Source organism: Salinisphaera sp. LB1, from assembly GCF_003177035.1.
Taxonomy (GTDB): Bacteria; Pseudomonadota; Gammaproteobacteria; order Nevskiales; family Salinisphaeraceae; genus Salinisphaera.
Map to the genome: position 1 here is coordinate 2656984 of NZ_CP029488.1, position 17074 is coordinate 2674057.

The 17074-nt window shown below is 64.2% G+C and carries 16 protein-coding genes; 4 read left to right on the forward strand and 12 right to left on the reverse strand.

All coding sequences use genetic code 11. The features are described from left to right. Nucleotides 1-3 precede the first annotated feature (3 nt). The 5 genes from SALB1_RS11975 to SALB1_RS11995 all read right to left on the reverse strand — a co-directional run bounded on the left by SALB1_RS11975 (nucleotide 4) and on the right by SALB1_RS11995 (nucleotide 3780). Nucleotides 4-291 (reverse strand): monovalent cation/H+ antiporter complex subunit F, encoded by a 288-nt coding sequence (locus SALB1_RS11975; RefSeq protein ID WP_109995406.1) that lies wholly within the window; start codon nucleotides 289-291, stop codon nucleotides 4-6. 70 nt (nucleotides 292-361) lie between these two features. Beyond that, a complete protein-coding gene (locus SALB1_RS11980; protein WP_158590726.1) occupies nucleotides 362-841 on the reverse strand; it encodes a Na+/H+ antiporter subunit E in 480 nt (159 codons plus the stop codon). 55 nt (nucleotides 842-896) lie between these two features. Next, entirely contained in the window at nucleotides 897-1634 is a 738-nt protein-coding gene (locus SALB1_RS11985) for a TVP38/TMEM64 family protein (protein WP_109994081.1), read from the reverse strand. Continuing rightward, entirely contained in the window at nucleotides 1631-2563 is a 933-nt protein-coding gene (locus SALB1_RS11990; protein ID WP_109994082.1) for an ArsR family transcriptional regulator, read from the reverse strand. Before SALB1_RS11990 ends, SALB1_RS11985 begins: the two co-directional genes overlap by 4 nt. Before the next feature lie 92 nt (nucleotides 2564-2655). Then, nucleotides 2656-3780, reverse strand: a complete 1125-nt coding sequence (locus tag SALB1_RS11995) for a phasin family protein (protein ID WP_109994083.1) — start codon at nucleotides 3778-3780, stop codon at nucleotides 2656-2658. 248 nt (nucleotides 3781-4028) lie between these two features. Here SALB1_RS11995 and fadB point away from each other — a divergent pair, with 248 nt between their 5' ends. The 3 genes from fadB (at nucleotide 4029) to SALB1_RS12010 (ending at nucleotide 8509) form a co-directional block, all read left to right on the forward strand. Continuing rightward, nucleotides 4029-6179, forward strand: a complete 2151-nt coding sequence (gene fadB, locus SALB1_RS12000; RefSeq protein WP_109994084.1) for a fatty acid oxidation complex subunit alpha FadB — start codon at nucleotides 4029-4031, stop codon at nucleotides 6177-6179. Nucleotides 6180-6228: 49 nt separating this feature from the next. Further along, on the forward strand, nucleotides 6229-7404 hold the full coding sequence (fadA, locus tag SALB1_RS12005; RefSeq protein ID WP_109994085.1) for an acetyl-CoA C-acyltransferase FadA: 1176 nt from the start codon (nucleotides 6229-6231) through the stop codon (nucleotides 7402-7404). Between the two features lie 124 nt (nucleotides 7405-7528). Further along, the gene (locus tag SALB1_RS12010; RefSeq protein WP_109994086.1) at nucleotides 7529-8509 is read left to right on the forward strand and encodes an OmpA family protein; all 981 of its coding nucleotides are present in this window, start codon (nucleotides 7529-7531) and stop codon (nucleotides 8507-8509) included. A gap of 93 nt (nucleotides 8510-8602) precedes the next feature. Here SALB1_RS12010 and SALB1_RS12015 read toward each other — a convergent pair whose 3' ends face one another. Genes SALB1_RS12015 through SALB1_RS12035 form a run of 5 tightly spaced genes read right to left on the reverse strand, consistent with a single transcriptional unit; the run spans nucleotide 8603 to nucleotide 11649 of the window. After that, nucleotides 8603-9487 carry an energy transducer TonB gene (locus tag SALB1_RS12015; RefSeq protein ID WP_109994087.1) on the reverse strand — a complete coding sequence of 295 codons (885 nt, stop codon included), beginning with the start codon at nucleotides 9485-9487 and terminating at the stop codon, nucleotides 8603-8605. Then, on the reverse strand, nucleotides 9487-9906 hold the full coding sequence (locus tag SALB1_RS12020; protein ID WP_109994088.1) for a biopolymer transporter ExbD: 420 nt from the start codon (nucleotides 9904-9906) through the stop codon (nucleotides 9487-9489). The genes SALB1_RS12015 and SALB1_RS12020 overlap by 1 nt, the downstream gene beginning before the upstream one ends. Then, nucleotides 9906-10352: a biopolymer transporter ExbD gene (locus SALB1_RS12025; protein ID WP_109994089.1), complete on the reverse strand. Its 447-nt coding sequence runs from the start codon at nucleotides 10350-10352 to the stop codon at nucleotides 9906-9908. The genes SALB1_RS12020 and SALB1_RS12025 overlap by 1 nt, the downstream gene beginning before the upstream one ends. Further along, nucleotides 10318-11025: a MotA/TolQ/ExbB proton channel family protein gene (locus SALB1_RS12030; protein WP_255414386.1), complete on the reverse strand. Its 708-nt coding sequence runs from the start codon at nucleotides 11023-11025 to the stop codon at nucleotides 10318-10320. Before SALB1_RS12030 ends, SALB1_RS12025 begins: the two co-directional genes overlap by 35 nt. Nucleotides 11026-11052: 27 nt before the next feature. After that, complete coding sequence (locus SALB1_RS12035) at nucleotides 11053-11649, reverse strand: Tat pathway signal sequence domain protein (protein ID WP_145961313.1); 597 nt, start codon at nucleotides 11647-11649, stop codon at nucleotides 11053-11055. Nucleotides 11650-11811: 162 nt separating this feature from the next. Here SALB1_RS12035 and SALB1_RS12040 point away from each other — a divergent pair, with 162 nt between their 5' ends. Next, nucleotides 11812-12852 (forward strand): Glu/Leu/Phe/Val dehydrogenase dimerization domain-containing protein, encoded by a 1041-nt coding sequence (locus SALB1_RS12040; protein WP_199678782.1) that lies wholly within the window; start codon nucleotides 11812-11814, stop codon nucleotides 12850-12852. 472 nt (nucleotides 12853-13324) lie between these two features. On the opposite strand, the gene SALB1_RS12045 is transcribed toward SALB1_RS12040, so the two are convergent. Continuing rightward, nucleotides 13325-14155, reverse strand: a complete 831-nt coding sequence (locus SALB1_RS12045) for an aldo/keto reductase (RefSeq protein WP_109994092.1) — start codon at nucleotides 14153-14155, stop codon at nucleotides 13325-13327. Between the two features lie 150 nt (nucleotides 14156-14305). Beyond that, entirely contained in the window at nucleotides 14306-16891 is a 2586-nt protein-coding gene (gene clpB, locus SALB1_RS12050; protein WP_109994093.1) for an ATP-dependent chaperone ClpB, read from the reverse strand. Nucleotides 16892-17074: the final 183 nt, after the last annotated feature.

Sequence of the window (17074 nt, forward strand, 5' to 3'; positions counted from 1 at the left end):
CGTTTACACATCGGATTGATCCGTCTTGTCGCCGGCCCAGCCGAGATCGCCGTACTGCATGAACTTGAGTACGGCCACGGTGCCGATGAAATTGATCAGGGCGTAGGTCAGTGCCAGATCGAGAAACTCTGGGCGCCCGGTGAAAAAGCCCAGTATCGCGATCAACAACACGGTCTTGGTACCGAACAGATTGATGGCCAGGATGCGGTCATAGACGGTCGGCCCGGCCAGCACACGTATCAATACCAGGAGCATGGTCACGGCCACGCCTGCAAGTCCCGCGATGAACATCAGTGTCGGGTAACGTCGGGTCGCGCCCGGCAGGCGCTGCAATCGTAAAGGGTATCGGCGCGGTCGGACACTAGTCTGGCCCGCCTTCCAAGCGGGCGACCCGACCGGCCATGGTGCCGGCCTCGATATCCGCGGCGCCCTCCCGGGTCAGGGTATGAACGATTGCCTCGCCGTTTTCCAGGCCCACGGTGACCGTGCCCGGCGTCAGCGTGATGGAATTGGCCAGGATCGCCTGGCCGAGTGGGGCCAGGGGGCGGGTGTTGATAACCACCGTCCGCGGCGAGATCGCACGGTGCCCGATCAGCAGACGCCCGGCGACATCCAGGTTGGAACGCAGGATCTGGAGCCCGAGCCAGGCCGCGTAGCCGGGCAGCCGCGGCAACAGTTCGAGCGGCACCGATTCGGCGTCGATCAGCCGCAATCGCCGGCAGAGGGCGACGGTGAAGACACAGGACGCCGCGCCGAGCGCCAGCGTGAGCGGCGCATAGTGCCCGGAAAGCAGGAGCCAGAGAATGACCAGGCCGGCAGCCAGGCCGAGCAGATGACGCACGGCTATCCCTCGATACGATAACGATAAAAGACGTTACAAAAGCCCATGCAGGGGGTCAATTCGTGTCCCGTGCAGCCTTTGCGGCCAGGGCCTTGCGGCGGCGATAGGCGACAAGCGCGATAATTGCGCTAACCACCACCAGTCCGGCCGAAATCATCAGCTGGGTACTGTCGATCAACTGCTCGGGCGAGAAACTTTTGCGCTTGAGCAGCTTGGGCAGGTTCACGGTGGCACCGAACGATACGAAGGTAACCATCGGCGGCAGCATGCCGAGCACGCTGCCAGCGGTGTACGACAGCCACGGCACCCGCAGCAGCCCGCATGCATAGTTGACCAGATCGAAGGGCAGGAACGACGCGCGCAGCACGAGCACGGTGGGAAACGCCTGTTCTACGAGCAGGCGCCGGAAAGCGGCGATCCGTGGGTTGCGGTCGGAATGCTCGTCCCCGTCGACATCCCGGCGGAAGAACCGGGCCAGCAGATAGGCGGTCTGCGCGGACGCGTTCTCGCCAAGCAGGCCGAAGATCAGCCCCGGAATGAAGCCGAACAGGCTTCCGCCGGCGATGGTCAGCCACATGGCGGGAAAGAAGGTCAAGGGCCGCAGCGCATAGATGAGGATGTAGACTACCGGCGCGATCGGATTGTTCACCACGTAGTCATAGATCAGCCGCATGATCTCGCGTACGGTCAGGCCCTGTTGCCAGACCCAGACGACAAGACCGACCAGCACGACCACCCAGATCAGACCCATGATCAGGCGGAGATGGCGGCGGCGCGTACGAGATGCACTCATGGCTTGTCGGCACTGGCGGTGATCAGACGAAAATACGGCGGCTGGCGTTCTCGACTCCGCGCCGCGCAGTCACGCACCGTCAGGCCTGCCTGCTCGAGCCAGGCTCGGATCTGGGCCGGGGTGAAGCCGAGATTGACGTGATCGTAGGCCGCCACTGTGGCCTCGTGTTCGTGTTGCGCGATGGTGGCGACCACCAGCCGCCCGCCGGGGCGCAGCACGCGGGCCCCTTCCGCGAGCGCTGTCGCGGGATGTGCACTATAGCTCAAGGCGTGCAGCATAAACACCTGATCGAATACGCCGTCTGCCCAGGGCAGGGCATGCATGTCGCCGATTTCGAAACCCACATTGGGCTGCTCGGCCAGCCGGTGGCGCGCGGCGTCGATTACGGCCGCACTCAGGTCGAGGCAGGTGAAGTGTCGCGCGCGGGAGCTGAGCAGTTCGGCCAGCACGCCGTCCCCGGAGCCGACATCCAGTACGTCGCCCAGGTCGAGTAGCTCGATCATCGAGCGGCTGACGGCCTCCCAGGTCCGGCCGGGTGAATACTGGCGTTCCATGCGGCCGGCGACCGATTCGGCCCAGCTGCCGCGGTTGGTGCGACGACGCACGATCTCGGTGGCGCGCTCGCGGTCCTGGGCCAGCTGCGCGTCGTCGATGCGCTCGGATAGCAGACCCCAGAGCGGGCGCAGATCGCGCGGCCAGCGTGTGGCATCGACGGTGTAACGATTGCCGCCGCCCAGGCCGCCGTCAACCACCAGGCCGGCCTCGCGCAGCCGGGCCAGATGGCTCGAAATCCGGCTCTGCGTAAGCTGCGTGACCGAGGTCAATTCGGCCACGCTCAGCGGCTCGTGTCCGAGCAGTAGCAACAAGCGCAGCCGGGTCGGCTCGGCGAGCAGCCGAAGAAGCTGGGAACTGTCGTTGAGATCGAGCATGGCGTGAATTCAGCGCACCGGTGGGACGCAGCGAGCATCCAATAAAAAGGCCGCTCCTGGTGAGCGGCCCCATCAGCACTCGAGCCGGCGGATCAGGTGCTGGACGATTCCGATCCGCTGCCGCTGCTGGAGCCGGTCGCGTCATTCGACGAACCGTTGGTACTCGGCGACGGGGCCTTCTTGGACGCGGGTGTAGAACGCTTCGTGGCCGAGGTCTTGCGGCTCGCGGACTTAGCGCGCGTCGCCTCCGATTGGGTGCTCGACGTGCTTTTTTTCGTGCCCGTGGTCTTGGCGCTGCTGCCGGCGCGCTTCGTGGTCTTCTTGGCACCGCTGCCGGACGTGCCCGTGCTGGCGCGCTTGGCGCTCGTCTTCTTGGGCGAACTCTTGCGGGTGGACGTCTTGGCGCTGGACGTCTTGCCCGAGGCGGTCTTGGACGACGACGATTTCGACGTGGACGACTTGGTCGTCCCCGACTTCGTCTTGCTGCCGGTCGCGGACGCGGCCTTGGTCTTGGATTGCGTGCCGCTGGTGGCGGCGCTGGCGCGCGCAGTCGTCGATTGGCGGGTCGAGGACGATGCGGCGCTCTTGCGGGTCTTGCCCTGGGGCGAACGGCTGCGTTTTCGGGCCGTGCTGCGGCCGGTCGTGGCGCTGCTGGCGCTCGCGCTGTCGGCGGCGGGTGCCGCTGCGTCAGGCGCGCTGTCGCCGGTGTTGTCAGCCGCCGAACGGACGTTGGCTTCGGCCGGGTCCAGCGTCTGATTCACTGTGTCCTGTATGGGCTGCGCGTGGCGGCTTGCCTCGGCGCGCGCTTTTTCGGCCGCACGCGCTGCTGCCTGCTGGGCGGCCTCGCTCATCTGCTCGGCCCGGGTGTCGGTGCCGCTCAGGTTCTCCCGAATCTGGGTCGAGACTTCGCGCCGCGTATTCTCCAGAATCGACAGGCTCTGACGTGCGTTCGACAGGATGCGATCCATCGTGTCCTGCAGCAACTGCACCTGGGCCATCGCGAGATCGCGCGGCGCGCCGCCGTGCTTGAGTGTCTGCAGGCTGGTCAGCGCCTGTTCGTAGTGCGTCCTGATCGCGGACAACTCGTGTTCGGCGAGCTGCTCGATACCGTCGTAGATCGCCTTGTTGGCCGACGTCAGCGCCCCGGTGTAGTTGCGTCGCAGCGAATCGATGTCGCTGCGGATCTGCGTGATTGGATTCTTCTTCGAACGCGCCATGATAAAAAACGCCCATAATCCAGCGGATGAAGCGCTAGATAATCATGCTCGCCGATGAGTGTCAAAAAGCGGCGGTCGCTCGCATGGCGCGCGCGATCGCAGCGGCGGTAAAACGCGTTACCAAAAGTGTGAATGCCGTTGTGGCGCGGTTGACAATACGCTAGCGTATTGAGCCAGGTTTTCACGACAAACCAGACCCCGGGCGGCGCCGCCCGGGGTCTTCATTCGTTTATTGGAGCGTGTAATCCATGTTGTATGAAGGATCCAAACTCACAGTCACAGTTGATGGCGGGATCGCCGTACTGTGTTTCGACGCCCGGGACGAGTCGGTCAACAAGTTCGACGAAGCCACGATGGCCGAACTCGGTGAGGCCGGCGAGGCCTTGGCGGGCGCCTCGAATATCAATGGATTGCTGGTGACGTCCGCGAAGCCGGCGTTCATTGTCGGCGCCGACATCATGGAGTTCGGCGCGCGTTTCCAGAAGCCCGAGGATGAGCTCAGGGCCGGCATGGCCGAATCGGTGTCGGTCTTCAATACGATCGAGGATCTGGATTTTCCGAGTGTGACCGCGATCAACGGCATGGCACTCGGCGGTGGCCTGGAAATGTGTCTGTCCACCGATTACCGCGTGATGGGCCAGTCGGCCCAGCTCGGTTTCCCGGAGACACGGCTCGGCATCTACCCCGGCTTCGGCGGCACGGTACGTGCGCCGCGATTGATCGGCGCCGACAACGCCATCGAATGGATCGCCGACGGCAAGAACCGCGATGCGAACAAGGCACTGGCGGTCGGCATGGTCGATGCCGTGGTCGCCGACGACGATCTGGAGGCCGCCGCGCGTGACCTGCTGGCCAAGGCGATCGAAGGCGAATTCGATTGGCAGGCCCGCCGGGCGGAAAAGACCGGCCCGTTGAAGCTTAACCAGACCGAAGCCGCGATGGTCTTCGAGACCTCGAAGGGCTATGTCATGGGCCAGACCCAGGGCCATTATCCGGCCCCGATCGAGGCGATCCAGCGCATGGCCCAGGCCGCGCACATGGGCCGCGACGAGGCGCTCAAGGTGGAAAGCGAAGGTTTCGTCAAGGTGGCCAAGAGTCCCGAGGCCGCGGCGCTGATCCAGCTTTTCCTCAACGATCAACTGATCAAGAAAAAAGGCAAGAAATACGCAAAAGTCGCCCACGAGGTAAAGCAGGCGGCCGTGCTCGGCGCCGGCATCATGGGCGGCGGTATTGCCTACCAGTCGGCCTATAAGGGTGTGGCCACCCTGATGAAGGACATCAAGGAAGACGCCATCGACCAGGGCCTGGAAGAAGCGGCCAAGCACTTCGCCAAGGGCGTGGAGCGCGGCAAGCTGGACAATCGCGAGATGGCCGAGGGCATGTCGCGAATCCGCCCGACGCTGTCCTACGCCGAGTTCGACCACGTCGATGCCGTGATCGAGGCCGTGGTCGAGAACCCGAAGGTCAAGAAGAGCGTGCTGGCCGAGACCGAGGAACGGGTTTCGGAGCAGACGATACTGGCGTCGAACACGTCGAGCATCTCGATCGACGAACTGGCCACGGCGTTGAAGCGGCCCGGGAATTTTCTCGGCATGCACTTCTTCAACCCGGTGCATCGCATGCCGCTGGTGGAGGTGATCCGCGGCAAGGCCACCTCCGAGGAGGCCGTGGCCACGGTGGTCGACTTCGCCCACAAGCTCGGCAAGACGCCGATCGTGGTCAATGACTGCCCGGGCTTTCTGGTCAACCGTATTCTGTTTCCCTACTTCTTCGGCTTCCAGCAGTTGATCGCCGACGGCGCGGATTTCGCCAAGATCGACAAGGTGATGGAGAAGTTCGGCTGGCCGATGGGCCCGGCCTATCTGTCCGACGTGGTCGGCATGGACACCTCGCAGCATGTCGAGGAAGTGCTGGCCGCCGGTTATCCGGATCGCATGAAGGCCGATGAGAAGTCGTCGCTGGACGTGATGGTCGAGAATAACCGCCTGGGCCAGAAGACCGGCTCCGGCTATTACAAGTATGAGAAAGATAAAAAAGGCAAGCCGAAACGCGCCAGCGATCCGCAAGCCTATGAGCTGATCGCCTCGGTCCAGCGCGACGACCAGGATTTCGAGGCCGACGAGATCATCGACCGCATGATGATCCCGATGATCATCGAGGCCGCCCGAGCGCTGGAAGAAGGCATCGCCGAGACACCGAACGAAGTCGACATGGGCCTGATCATGGGGCTCGGCTTCCCGCCGTTCCGTGGCGGCGCGCTCAAGTACGCCGACGCCCAGGGTCTGGCCACGGTGTGCGACAAGGCCGACCGGCACGCGCGGCTGGGCAAGCTCTACCAGCCGACCGAGCGCATGCGCGAAATGGCGGCAAACAACGAAACCTATTACCGGATGTCGTAGCGCGCTAGCCGCAGCCACGTCAGCCAATCCCTATCTGGAGAACATCATCATGCAAGCCAATGGCAGCAACGAAGTCGTGATCGTCGACGCGGTGCGCACTGCGATGGGCCGCTCGAAGGGCGGCATGTTTCGCGACACCCGCGCCGAAGAACTCTCGGCCGAACTGATGAAAGCGCTGGTCCGGCGCAACAATCTCGACCCGAACGAGATCGAGGACGTCATCTGGGGCTGCGTTCAGCAGACCAAGGAACAGGGCCTGAACATCGGCCGCAACGCCGCGCTGATGGCCGGTCTGCCGCACGCCGTCGCCGGCCAGACCGTGAACCGGTTGTGCGGCTCATCCATGCAGTCGATCCATACCGCGGTCGGCGCCATCGCGGCCGGTATCGATGGCGTCTACCTCTGCGGCGGCGTCGAGCACATGGGGCACGTGCCCATGGACTACAACGTGGATATCGCGCCGCAGCTGTCGAAGTATGTTGCCAAGCCAGCCGCCATGATGGGCCTGACCGCCGAGATGCTGGCCAACATCCACCAGATCGAGCGCAAGGCGCAGGACGAATTCGCGCTGCGAAGCCACCAGCGGGCGTATCGGGCCAACGTCGACGGCGAGTTCGCCGACGAGATCGTGCCCGTGCGCGGGGTGAACGAGAACGGCCATCTCAAGATGTGCGACGCCGATGAAGTCGTGCGGGCGGATGCCAATCTGGAGGCGCTGTCTTCACTGCGCCCGGCGTTCAATCCCCGCGGGGGCACGGTCACCGCCGGCAACTCCTCGGCGATCTCCGACGGCGCGGCGGCGGTGCTGGTCATGTCGGCTGCCAAGGCGAAGTCGCTCGGCATGACGCCGATGGCGCGAATCCGCGGCATGGCGGTGGCCGGTTGCGACCCGTCGGTGATGGGCCGCGGCCCGGTGCCCGCGACGCAGAAGGCGCTCAAGCGTGCGGGCGTAAGCCTCGCCGATATCGACTACATCGAGCTCAACGAAGCATTCGCCGCCCAGAGCCTGGCGGTCCTCAACGAACTGGGCATCGCCGATCGCCAGGACGTGATCAATGTCCGCGGCGGCGCGATTGCGCTCGGCCATCCACTGGGGACCTCCGGCGCGCGCATCACGGGGGCTTTGGCCCATGTGCTGGAGGACAAGGGCGGCACACTGGGCCTGGCGACCATGTGCATCGGCATGGGTCAGGGCATTGCGACCGTGATCGAGCGCGTCAGCTAGACATATCGACGCTCGCAGGAGGAAGCCGGCCTTCGGGCCGGCTTTTCGACCGCGCGAACGGCCACAGACCGTCGCGCCGGCCTATGCTTTGTTTCCGGGGTGCCAGGTCTTATAGTGATGGGCCATGGAGCGTTTGCGAACATATCGGGGCCGGCGTTGGCGCGGCATCGTGGGGCTGGCGGTTGTGTTGTCGGCCCTCGCTGTTGTGGCGGGCCTGCCATGCAATGCCGAGGCCAGCCAACCGGCGCTCGATCTGCCGGTGTCCATGCCCGCCAGTGCCAAGACGCTGGCCTCGACCCGTTCGAAAAAAACCTATCCGTTGATCGTGGGCCGAATCGTTCAGCTTGGCGGCATCCCCGGCAACATTTCCGCCGTGCGCACCGTCGACGGTACGGCCATGCGGCGGACGTTCGTCGTCCCCGGCGCGAGCTCGGCCAAGGCGCTGGCGGCCACGCTTGTGCAGCGACTGACCCAGGCCGGGTTCGAGCCGTTGTTTTCCTGCCACGGCGCGACCTGCGGGCCCCATTTTCAGAAGGTCTCTCCCGGTTATCGCGCCGCCCCCGCGCATTTCGACGGGCCGCTGGCCGGCCAGGTTTATCGTGCGCTGCGGCGGCCCAGTGCGAACGGCGATGAATACGTTGCCCTGCAGATCGCGCCGGACGACGCTGCGCTGGCGGTCCAGTTCGATGTGGCGCGCTCGCAACCGCGTGAAGTGGGGGCGATCTCGGTCGACGCGGCCGAAATGGCGCGCCAGCTCACGCAAACCGGCCATGTCGCGCTGCACGGTATATTTTTCGGCACCGACAGCGACCGTATCAAGCCGGAATCGCGCTCGATGGTCGATCAGATCGCCAAGCTGCTCAAGAACAAGCCCAAACTTCGACTGTTGGTGGTCGGCCATACCGACAACCGGGGCAGTTTCGCCTATAACCAGGCCCTGTCGGAACGCCGGGCGAAGGCCGTGGTCCAGGCCCTGGTCAAGCAGCACGGCATCGACCCGGCGCGGCTCAAACCCGTGGGCGTGAGTTATGCGGCGCCGAGCGCGAGCAACGCCACCGCGGCAGGTCGGGCCAAGAACCGTCGTGTCGAGCTCGTGCCCTGGTGACGCCGCGCGCCATGGTTCATATGCCGCCGGCCCTTGTTCGGGGTGTCAGTCCCGCTCATCGATAGCCCGCGTGCGGCGTTGTCGTGCCGGGCCCTAATGCAGCTTGAACACGATCGGGATGATCAGTTCCAGCCGATTGCGCTGCGCGGCGGCCGGCATCGGCGGCAATGGACGCGAGGCCGCCAGCATCCGGCGAGCGGCGGCATCCAGCGCCGGCGATCCGGAGGAGGCGGCAATCCGGCTTTCCAGCACCTTGCCATCGGCATCGATGGCGAGAAAGAGTTTGACCGTGCCCTGCGTATGGTTCTGTCTTGCCTGGTCCGGATAATGCTTATGCTGGCCCAGCCACGCGCGTAGCTTGGCGATGTAGGCATCGGTAGCCTGCTCGCGGTTGCCGTAGGCACCTTGGCGGCTGCCCCCGGCCGGCTGGGTGGCATCGCGCGCCGTGACTTGCTGCGCCGGTGCGGTATCCGAAAGCGTCTGTTGTGGTGTGACCGATAGCGCGGGCGCGATCGCGGGCGGCCCGGTAGCATCGCTCGGGCCGACATCGGATGCCTGTGAAGCCGGTGCCGCGGCTACTTCGGGCGCCTCCGATGTCGCTTCGGGCGGGCTCGGTTCCGCCGCGGCGACGGCCTCGCCCTGATCACTCGGCGCATTGCCGATGGCGGGCGTGACCGGGTTGGCGGCTTCGATCGGCGCGTTCGGTGCGGTAACGCTGTCGGCCGTCGGCGCAGATGATGCCGATGCGCTGGTCGTGCGGCCGGCTTCGCGGCTGTTGTCGTGCAGTTGCTCGATCGGCATGTCCTTGATGCTGGGCGGCGTGGTGTCCAACTTATCGAGCGACACCGTCACGCCGCGCGAGGTTTTCGACGAGGGTGTCGGTGGGGAGGGCGACCAGATCAGCAGTGCGATCACCAGCGTATGAAGCAGCGTCGCCCAGCCGATCGCGATCAGCCATTGCCGGCGGGAAATCCGCATTATCCGCGGGTTGATTGGGTCACGAGCCGCAGGCGATGGGCGCCGGCCGCCCGCAAGACGTGCATCATCTTCACGACTCGACTCGTGGCCAGGCCGGCGTCGGCGCGCAGGCGGATCGGCGTGTTCGGCCGCCGTTGCAGCCGTTGCCGGACCGCTTTTTCCAGCGCGTCCTCCTGAATCGGCTGATCGTTCAGGGCCACGCGACCGCCGGTTGCCAGCGAGATTTCGATGCCCTGTTGGTCCACGGGGGTCGGGCTGGTCGAGTGGGGCGGCTTGACGCCCAGCGGCGAGGGTGTGGCCAGTTGGCCGGCGAGCATGAAGAAAATCAGCAGCAGGAAAACCACATTGGTCAGCGGCAATACCGCATCGTCCAGGCGTGCGGCCATGGAGGTCGAGCGACGGGCGCGCTGAAAACGCATCAGGACGAGTGCCCGCCGGCCCGGGCCGTGGCGTCCATCAGTGAAATATGCTGGACGCCGGCCTGCGACAGCGCATCCAGCACATGCACGGTGTCCTGCAGTGTGACGCCGTCGGCCGATCGGACCAGCACGCGGCGGCCCGGGTGCCTGCGCCGCGCCGCTGTCACCCGGGCGATCAGCTTTTTCATCGGCATATAGTGGCCCGCGAAGCGGACGCCGTCCGTGCGCACCTCGACCAGCAGGGCACCTTCGATGCCGTGGGCATGCGCGCTTCCCGAGGCGGTATCCAGCGTGATCCGGTGCTCGTCGGTGAAGTTATAGGCGAGCATGAAGAATAGCAGCAGGATGAACACCACATCGATCAGCGGCGTCAGGCCGATGAGCCGCGCGCGGCGGCGTCGGCCGGCGCTGCTAAATGACGGGGCGGCGATAGACGAAGGGTTCATCGGTATCGATATCCGGTTCGGTATCGGGCTGCGACGGATCGAGTATGAAAATACGCGTGACGATGCTATCCATCTCCTGGGCCTGGCGATCAATAAGGCGTTCGAACCAGTTCACCGCAACCATGACCGGCATGGCCACCCCCAGACCGACGGCGGTGGTCAGCAGCGCCTGCCAGATGCCGCCGGAGAGCAGCGCCGGGTTGACCTGGTTGCCCGCGGCCTGGAGCGCCTGGAATGCCTCGATCATGCCGAGCACGGTGCCGAACAGGCCGAGCAGCGGCGAGAGCGATGCGATGACTTCGAGCGTGCGCAGATGCGAGCGGAGTTCCTCGAGGATATCGGCGCCGTATTGCATGATCTCTTCGCGTATCCGGGCTTCGGGCAGGCTTTGACGCGCCTTGAGCTCCAGCGTGCGCCGGGCCACCCGGGCCACCGGGCTGCGCGAGCGCCGCGTCGCGGCCAGCGCCGCGGGCGCATTGCCGGTTCGGTAGAGCGAGAGTGCCTCGCGTGCCGAGCGGAAGTCGCTGATCCCGGCGGTGCGGAACTGCATCAGCTTGGCCACGATGATCGTGATCGCGACGATCGATATCAGCGCCAGAAGAATCACGACCGGGCCGCCGACAAGCAGTTTGTCGTTGAGGTGGTTGAGCAGTTCGACTAGATTTTGCAGCACTTGTCTACTCCGTGGCGCCCGGGTCGGCTACTCGATGAACGGTACGCGACCGCGCTGCGACACAGAAATCAGGGAGAGGCAGTCGTCACGCTTTTGCGGCGGGCCCTTGCCGGTATCCACCGTGCACTGCAGCACATTGTTGAGCAGCAGTTGCCCGATCTTCTTACAGGCGAGCCCCGGGATGTCGAACACCTTGAGGCTGGTCTTGCCGGCCGGCATCGGCCCCAGTTGCACCGCAAGACGCTTGGCCACGATGCCGTTGTTGTCGAACATCACCACGTCCAGTTTGAACGAATCGAACGAGCGGTTGGTCAGGTTCTGGGTGACGAGATAGGCCCGGCATGCATTGTCGACCGTGGTCATCTTGTTGAGCTCGACATCCACTGCCTGCGAACTTGCCGGCCCCGCGCTGGATGTCTGAGCGGCCGATGGATTGCCGGTTGCGGCGCTCGATGCCGTGTTGGCGCTGCCAGCGCCGGACGTGTTGGCACTGGCGCTGGAATCCCCGCTTGCCTGGGCGGCCGAGGGATTACCGGCCATCGATTGGCCGTCATGCGTCTGGGCCAACGCCATGCCGGCAAAGCTTAGCGCGCCAACGCACAGCAGAATGCGTAATCGTTGCATGACAGAGCCCCCTGACGACCCCTGACTCTCGAGCCGGATCGCGTGCATCGCATGAATAACACGGTGAGTATCGCGATCGTCGACAGTCGCTGCAAGCCGTCAATCGACAGCCGCGGGCGCTGGCGTCAGACTCGACCGTTTACAAAACGTCGAGGACAACGGGTGACGGTTTTTTCATCGATGGTCGCAGCCGGCCACGAACAGGTCTGTTTCTTTCATGAGCCGGCGACCGGATTGCGCGCCATCATCGCGATCCATTCCACCGCGCTGGGGCCGGGGCTCGGCGGCGTGCGTATCCGCACCTACCACGATGAGGCCCAGGCTTTAACCGATGTGTTGCGTCTGTCCGAGGCCATGACCTACAAGGCGGCCTGCGCGGGATTGTCGTGTGGCGGCGCCAAGGCCGTGGTCATGGGCCCGTTTCCGGCCGATCGCGAAGCCGGTATGCATGCGCTGGCCGACTGCATCGAGCGCGTTGGCGGGCGTTATATCGCAACCGAAGACATGGGCATGAACGAGTCGGACATCGCCCGGCTTAACGATGTCACCCGGTTCGCGGTGGGCCGCGGCCTGGATGAGGGCGGTTCGGGGGATCCGTCGCCGCACACCGCCCAGGGCGTGATCAACGGCATGCGCTCGGCGCTGCGGGCTGCCGGCATGCCCGATGATTTCCACAGCCTGAAAGTTGCCGTGCAAGGTTGTGGCAATGTGGGCTTCGGCGTCATCGAGCGTCTGATCGCCCAGGGGGCCGAGGTGTGGGCCTCCGACGTCGACCAAGCGGCGATCGAACGCGCGCGTGGCGCCGGGGCGGCCATCATCGCAAACGACGCGATCATCACTGCGGACGTGGATGTGTTCGCGCCCTGTGGCATTGGCGCGGTGCTCAACGAACGGAGTATCCCGGCCATTCGGGCCCGCGTGATCGCTGGCGCGGCCAACAACCAGCTCGCCACCGACGCCGATGCGGCGCGGCTGGCGGAGCGCGGCATCGTGTACGCGCCGGATTTCGTCATCAATGCCGGTGGGTTGATCAACGTGGCCGACGAGATCGATCCCGCCGGCTATGACAGCCAGCGCGTCGCGGACCGCGTGGCCGGGATCGAGACGACGCTCGACGAGATCTTTGCCGAGGCCGAACGCAGCGGCCGGACCTCGGCCGAGGTCGCGCTTGCGCTTGCGCATGCCCGGATCGGCGCCGCGTGAATCCGTCCCGGCCGCCGACGATATCGATAAGCGGCCACTTGATTATGTACGACACTGAGGGTGTAGACAAACCCTTATTCCGCCTACCGAATTTAAAAACAATGCCTTGACGGTAGGTCGGATTAGCGCGCAGCGCGTAATCCGACGCTCAATCGGCGAGTTCCGAGGCTCGGCTGTCGGATTACGGTGCAAGCACCTAATCCGACCTACGTAACTGTCTGATATTGCGTTTATCACCGGCAGTTAATTTGTCTACACCCTCACTCAGTTGGCTGACTAAGCGAGTGCATTTTGTCCGCAAATGCACGCGAATGAGCGCAAATAAGAAGGAAGATCAAGGTGCTGTCGCTTCAGGTTCGCGAGCAATCGCAATGTCAGGACTTTGGCTGAACTTTGTACATAATCAAGAGCGGCCATGAAAAAGCCGCGCTCGTCGAGCGCGGCTTAAAAGTCCTGCATGGTTTGCCGAGGGTTAGGCGGCGTTGTCCCAGGCCGGCGCGAACGACGGATTGATCATTCGGCCGTCCTCGGAATGCAGCTTGCTGATCTCGCTCATTTCTTTCTCGGTGAGCTCGAAATCGAAGACCTCGAAGTTGGCGGCGACGTGCGCCGGGTTGGATGAGCGGGGCAGGGCGATCACGTTGTCCTGCTGAATCAGCCAGCGCAGCGCTACCTGGCCGGCATTCTTGCCGTATCGCTTGCCGATGCGTTCCAGCGTCGGGTCCTTGAATACCTCGCCGCGGGCCAACGGGCAGTAGGCAGTGAGTGAAATGTCGTGCTCGGACAAGGCATCCAGCACCGGCTTTTGATCAAGGTAGGGGTGATACTCGACCTGATTGGTGGCCAGTGGCTTGGCCGAGAGCTCGGCTGCCTCATGGATCTGGGCGCGGGTGAAGTTGCTGATGCCGATGTTGCGCACCAGGCCCTTGTCCTGCACTTCGTTGAGTGCGGCCAGCGTCTCCTTGAGCGAGACATCCGGGTTCGGCCAGTGCAGCAGCAGCAGGTCGAGATAATCGGTATCGAGCCGTTCAAGGCTTTCAGCGACCGACTTCTGCAGCTCGCCGTCGGTGTAACGGTCGGTCCAGACCTTGGTGGTCAGGAAGATGTCTTTGCGGGTGACGCCGGAATTCTTGATGCCGCGGCCCACGGCTTCCTCGTTCTTGTAGGCCTGGGCGGTATCGATGTGGCGATAACCCACCGCGAGTGCATGTTCAACCATCGCCTCGGCGTCCTTGGGCTCAAGCTCGAAGGTGCCGAAGCCGATCGCGGGAATCGTCGCGCCATTGGCCGTCACATTATGCATGCTCAATTCTGATGTGTTCGATTCAAATTCATAACCTCACGCTGTGGGGTGCCACCGCGATAATCAACCCGGGCATTGACTGCGTGCCGCCATGAAAAAAGCCCGCGGCGCATGCCGCGGGCCTGGCTGGCGGACCGCCGGGTGGCGGTATCAGGCCGCCTTGGCAAAGGCAAGGTCGGGGCTGTCCTCGTCTTCCAGATCGACTCGAACCGTATCGCCGGCGACAAATTCCCCGGACAGCATGCGCTTGGCCAGCGGGTTTTCGACCAGCGTCTGAATCGAACGCTTGAGCGGCCGGGCACCGTAGACCGGGTCGAAGCCGGCTTCGGCGAGCCGGTCGAGCGCGGCGTCGCTGATTTCCAGCGTGAGCTCGCGTTCGGCCATGCGCTGCTCCAGTTCGCGCATCTGGATGCGCGCGATCTGCCGAATCTCGGGTGCAGCCAGCGGATGGAATACCACCGATTCGTCGATACGGTTGATGAATTCCGGCCGGAAGTGCTGTGCGACCACCTCCATGACCGATTCCTTCATCGTGTCGTAGCTTGAATCGGCCAGTTCCTGAATCAGCTGGCTGCCGAGGTTGGACGTCATCACGATCACCGTGTTGCGGAAATCCACGGTCCGGCCCTGGCCGTCGGTGAGCCGGCCATCGTCCAGCACCTGCAACAGAATGTTGAATACGTCGTGATGGGCTTTTTCCACCTCGTCGAGCAGGATTACCGAATAGGGCTTGCGCCGCACCGCCTCGGTCAGATAACCGCCTTGCTCGTAGCCGACATAGCCGGGCGGGGCGCCGATGAGCCGCGCCACGGAGTGCTTTTCCATGAATTCCGACATGTCGATGCGCACCATGGCGTTGTCGGTATCAAACAGGAAATTCGCGATCGCCTTGCACAGCTCGGTCTTGCCGACACCCGTCGGGCCAAGGAACAGGAATGAGCCGATCGGTCGGTTCGGGTCCGACAGGCCGGATCGGGAGCGCCGGATCGCGTCCGACACCGCGGCCACGGCCTCGTCCTGGCCAATGACCCGCTCGTGCAGGGAATCCTCCATGCGCAGCAGCTTGTCGCGCTCGCCCTCGAGCATGCGCGACACCGGGATGCCGGTCCAGCGCGAGACGATTTCGGCGACTTCCTCGTCGGTCACATTGTTGCGCAGCAGCTTGTGGTCCGCCGGTTTCTCCTCGGCGGCCTGGGCTTCCTCGAGTTCGCGCTGCAGCTGCGGAATCTTGCCGTACTGCAGCTCGGCCATGCGCTCGTAGTCGCCGGCGCGTTGCGCGGCTTCCAGTTCACGCTTGACCTGGTCCAGTTCCTCGCGCTTGTTGGCGGCACCCGCCACGCTGGCTTTCTCGGCCTTCCAGATCTCCTCGAGATCCGAGTATTCGCGTTCCAGCTCGTCGATTTCATCATCGAGTTTTTCCAGCCGCGCCTTGGAGCCCTCGTCGGATTCCTTGGACAGGGCCTGCTTCTCGATCTTGAGCTGGATCAGGCGCCGGTCGAGCCGGTCGAGCTCTTCCGGCTTGGAGTCGATCTCGATACGGATCTTGGAGGCCGCCTCGTCGATCAGGTCGATCGCCTTGTCCGGCAGCTTGCGATCGGTGATGTAGCGCTGGGACAGCTTGGCCGCCGCGATGATCGCGCCATCGGTGATGTCCACGCCGTGATGCACCTCATAGCGCTCCTTCAGGCCGCGCAGGATGGCGATGGTGTCTTCCAGATCCGGCTCGTCGACCAGCACTTTCTGGAAACGGCGTTCCAGGGCTGCATCCTTTTCGATGTTCTCGCGATACTCGTTGAGCGTGGTCGCGCCGATGCAATGCAGTTCACCGCGCGCCAGCGCCGGCTTGAGCATGTTGCCGGCGTCCATGGCGCCCTCGGCCTTGCCGGCGCCGACCAGTGTATGGATCTCGTCGATGAACAGGATGATGCGGCCTTCCTGCTTGGCCAGATCGGCCAGCACGCCCTTGAGGCGGTCCTCGAATTCGCCGCGATACTTGGCGCCGGCGATCATGGCCGCAAGGTCGAGCACGAGCACGCGCTTGTCACGCAGTGACTCCGGCACCTCGCCGTTGACGATGCGCTGGGCCAGGCCTTCCACGATGGCCGTCTTGCCCACGCCCGGATCGCCGACCAGTGTTGGATTGTTCTTGGTGCGGCGCGACAGCACCTGGATCACGCGCCGGATTTCTTCGTCGCGGCCGATCACCGGATCGAGCTTGCCCTGTTCCGCCCGCTCGGTGAGATCGGTGGTGTACTTGTCGAGCGCGCCGCGTTGTTCCTCGGCGTTGGGATCGTCCACCTGCTCGCCGCCACGGATCTTGTCGATCTGGGCCGTGAGATTGTCACGGGTGGCACCGGCATTCTTGAGAATCTTGCCGGTTTCGGACTTGTCCTCGAGCATGGCGAGAATGGCCAGCTCGCTGGAGATAAACGAGTCGCCTCGCTTCTGCGCCAGCTTGTCCGACAGATTGAGCACGCGCATCAAGGCCTGGCCCGGATTGACCTCGCCCGTGGCCTCGCTGATCGTCGGCAGGTTGTCGAGGCTCTTGAGGACCTGATTGCGGATCTCGCGTACGTTGAGCCCCGCGCCGTCGAGCAATGGCCGAACCGTGCCCCCCTCGGCATCGAGCAGCGCCAGCAGCAGATGCTGGGGTTGTATTTCGTTATGGTCGCGCCCCACGGCCAGACTCTGGGCATCGGCCAGGGCCTGTTGGAGCTTGCTCGTGAGTTTGTCCATTCGCATGGTCGGCTTTCCTTTGTGAAGACGGGTGAGTGTGCCGCACTGCGTACGGCCATCGCTTTGAGGTTGTAATGAGGTCTGCCTTGAACATTTCAACCATTGTTTGATGGATTCCATTCCATCATGCGGCAGACCACGCCTGCGCTGATATACTCGCGCGTTTGCCGCGAACCGGCGTGA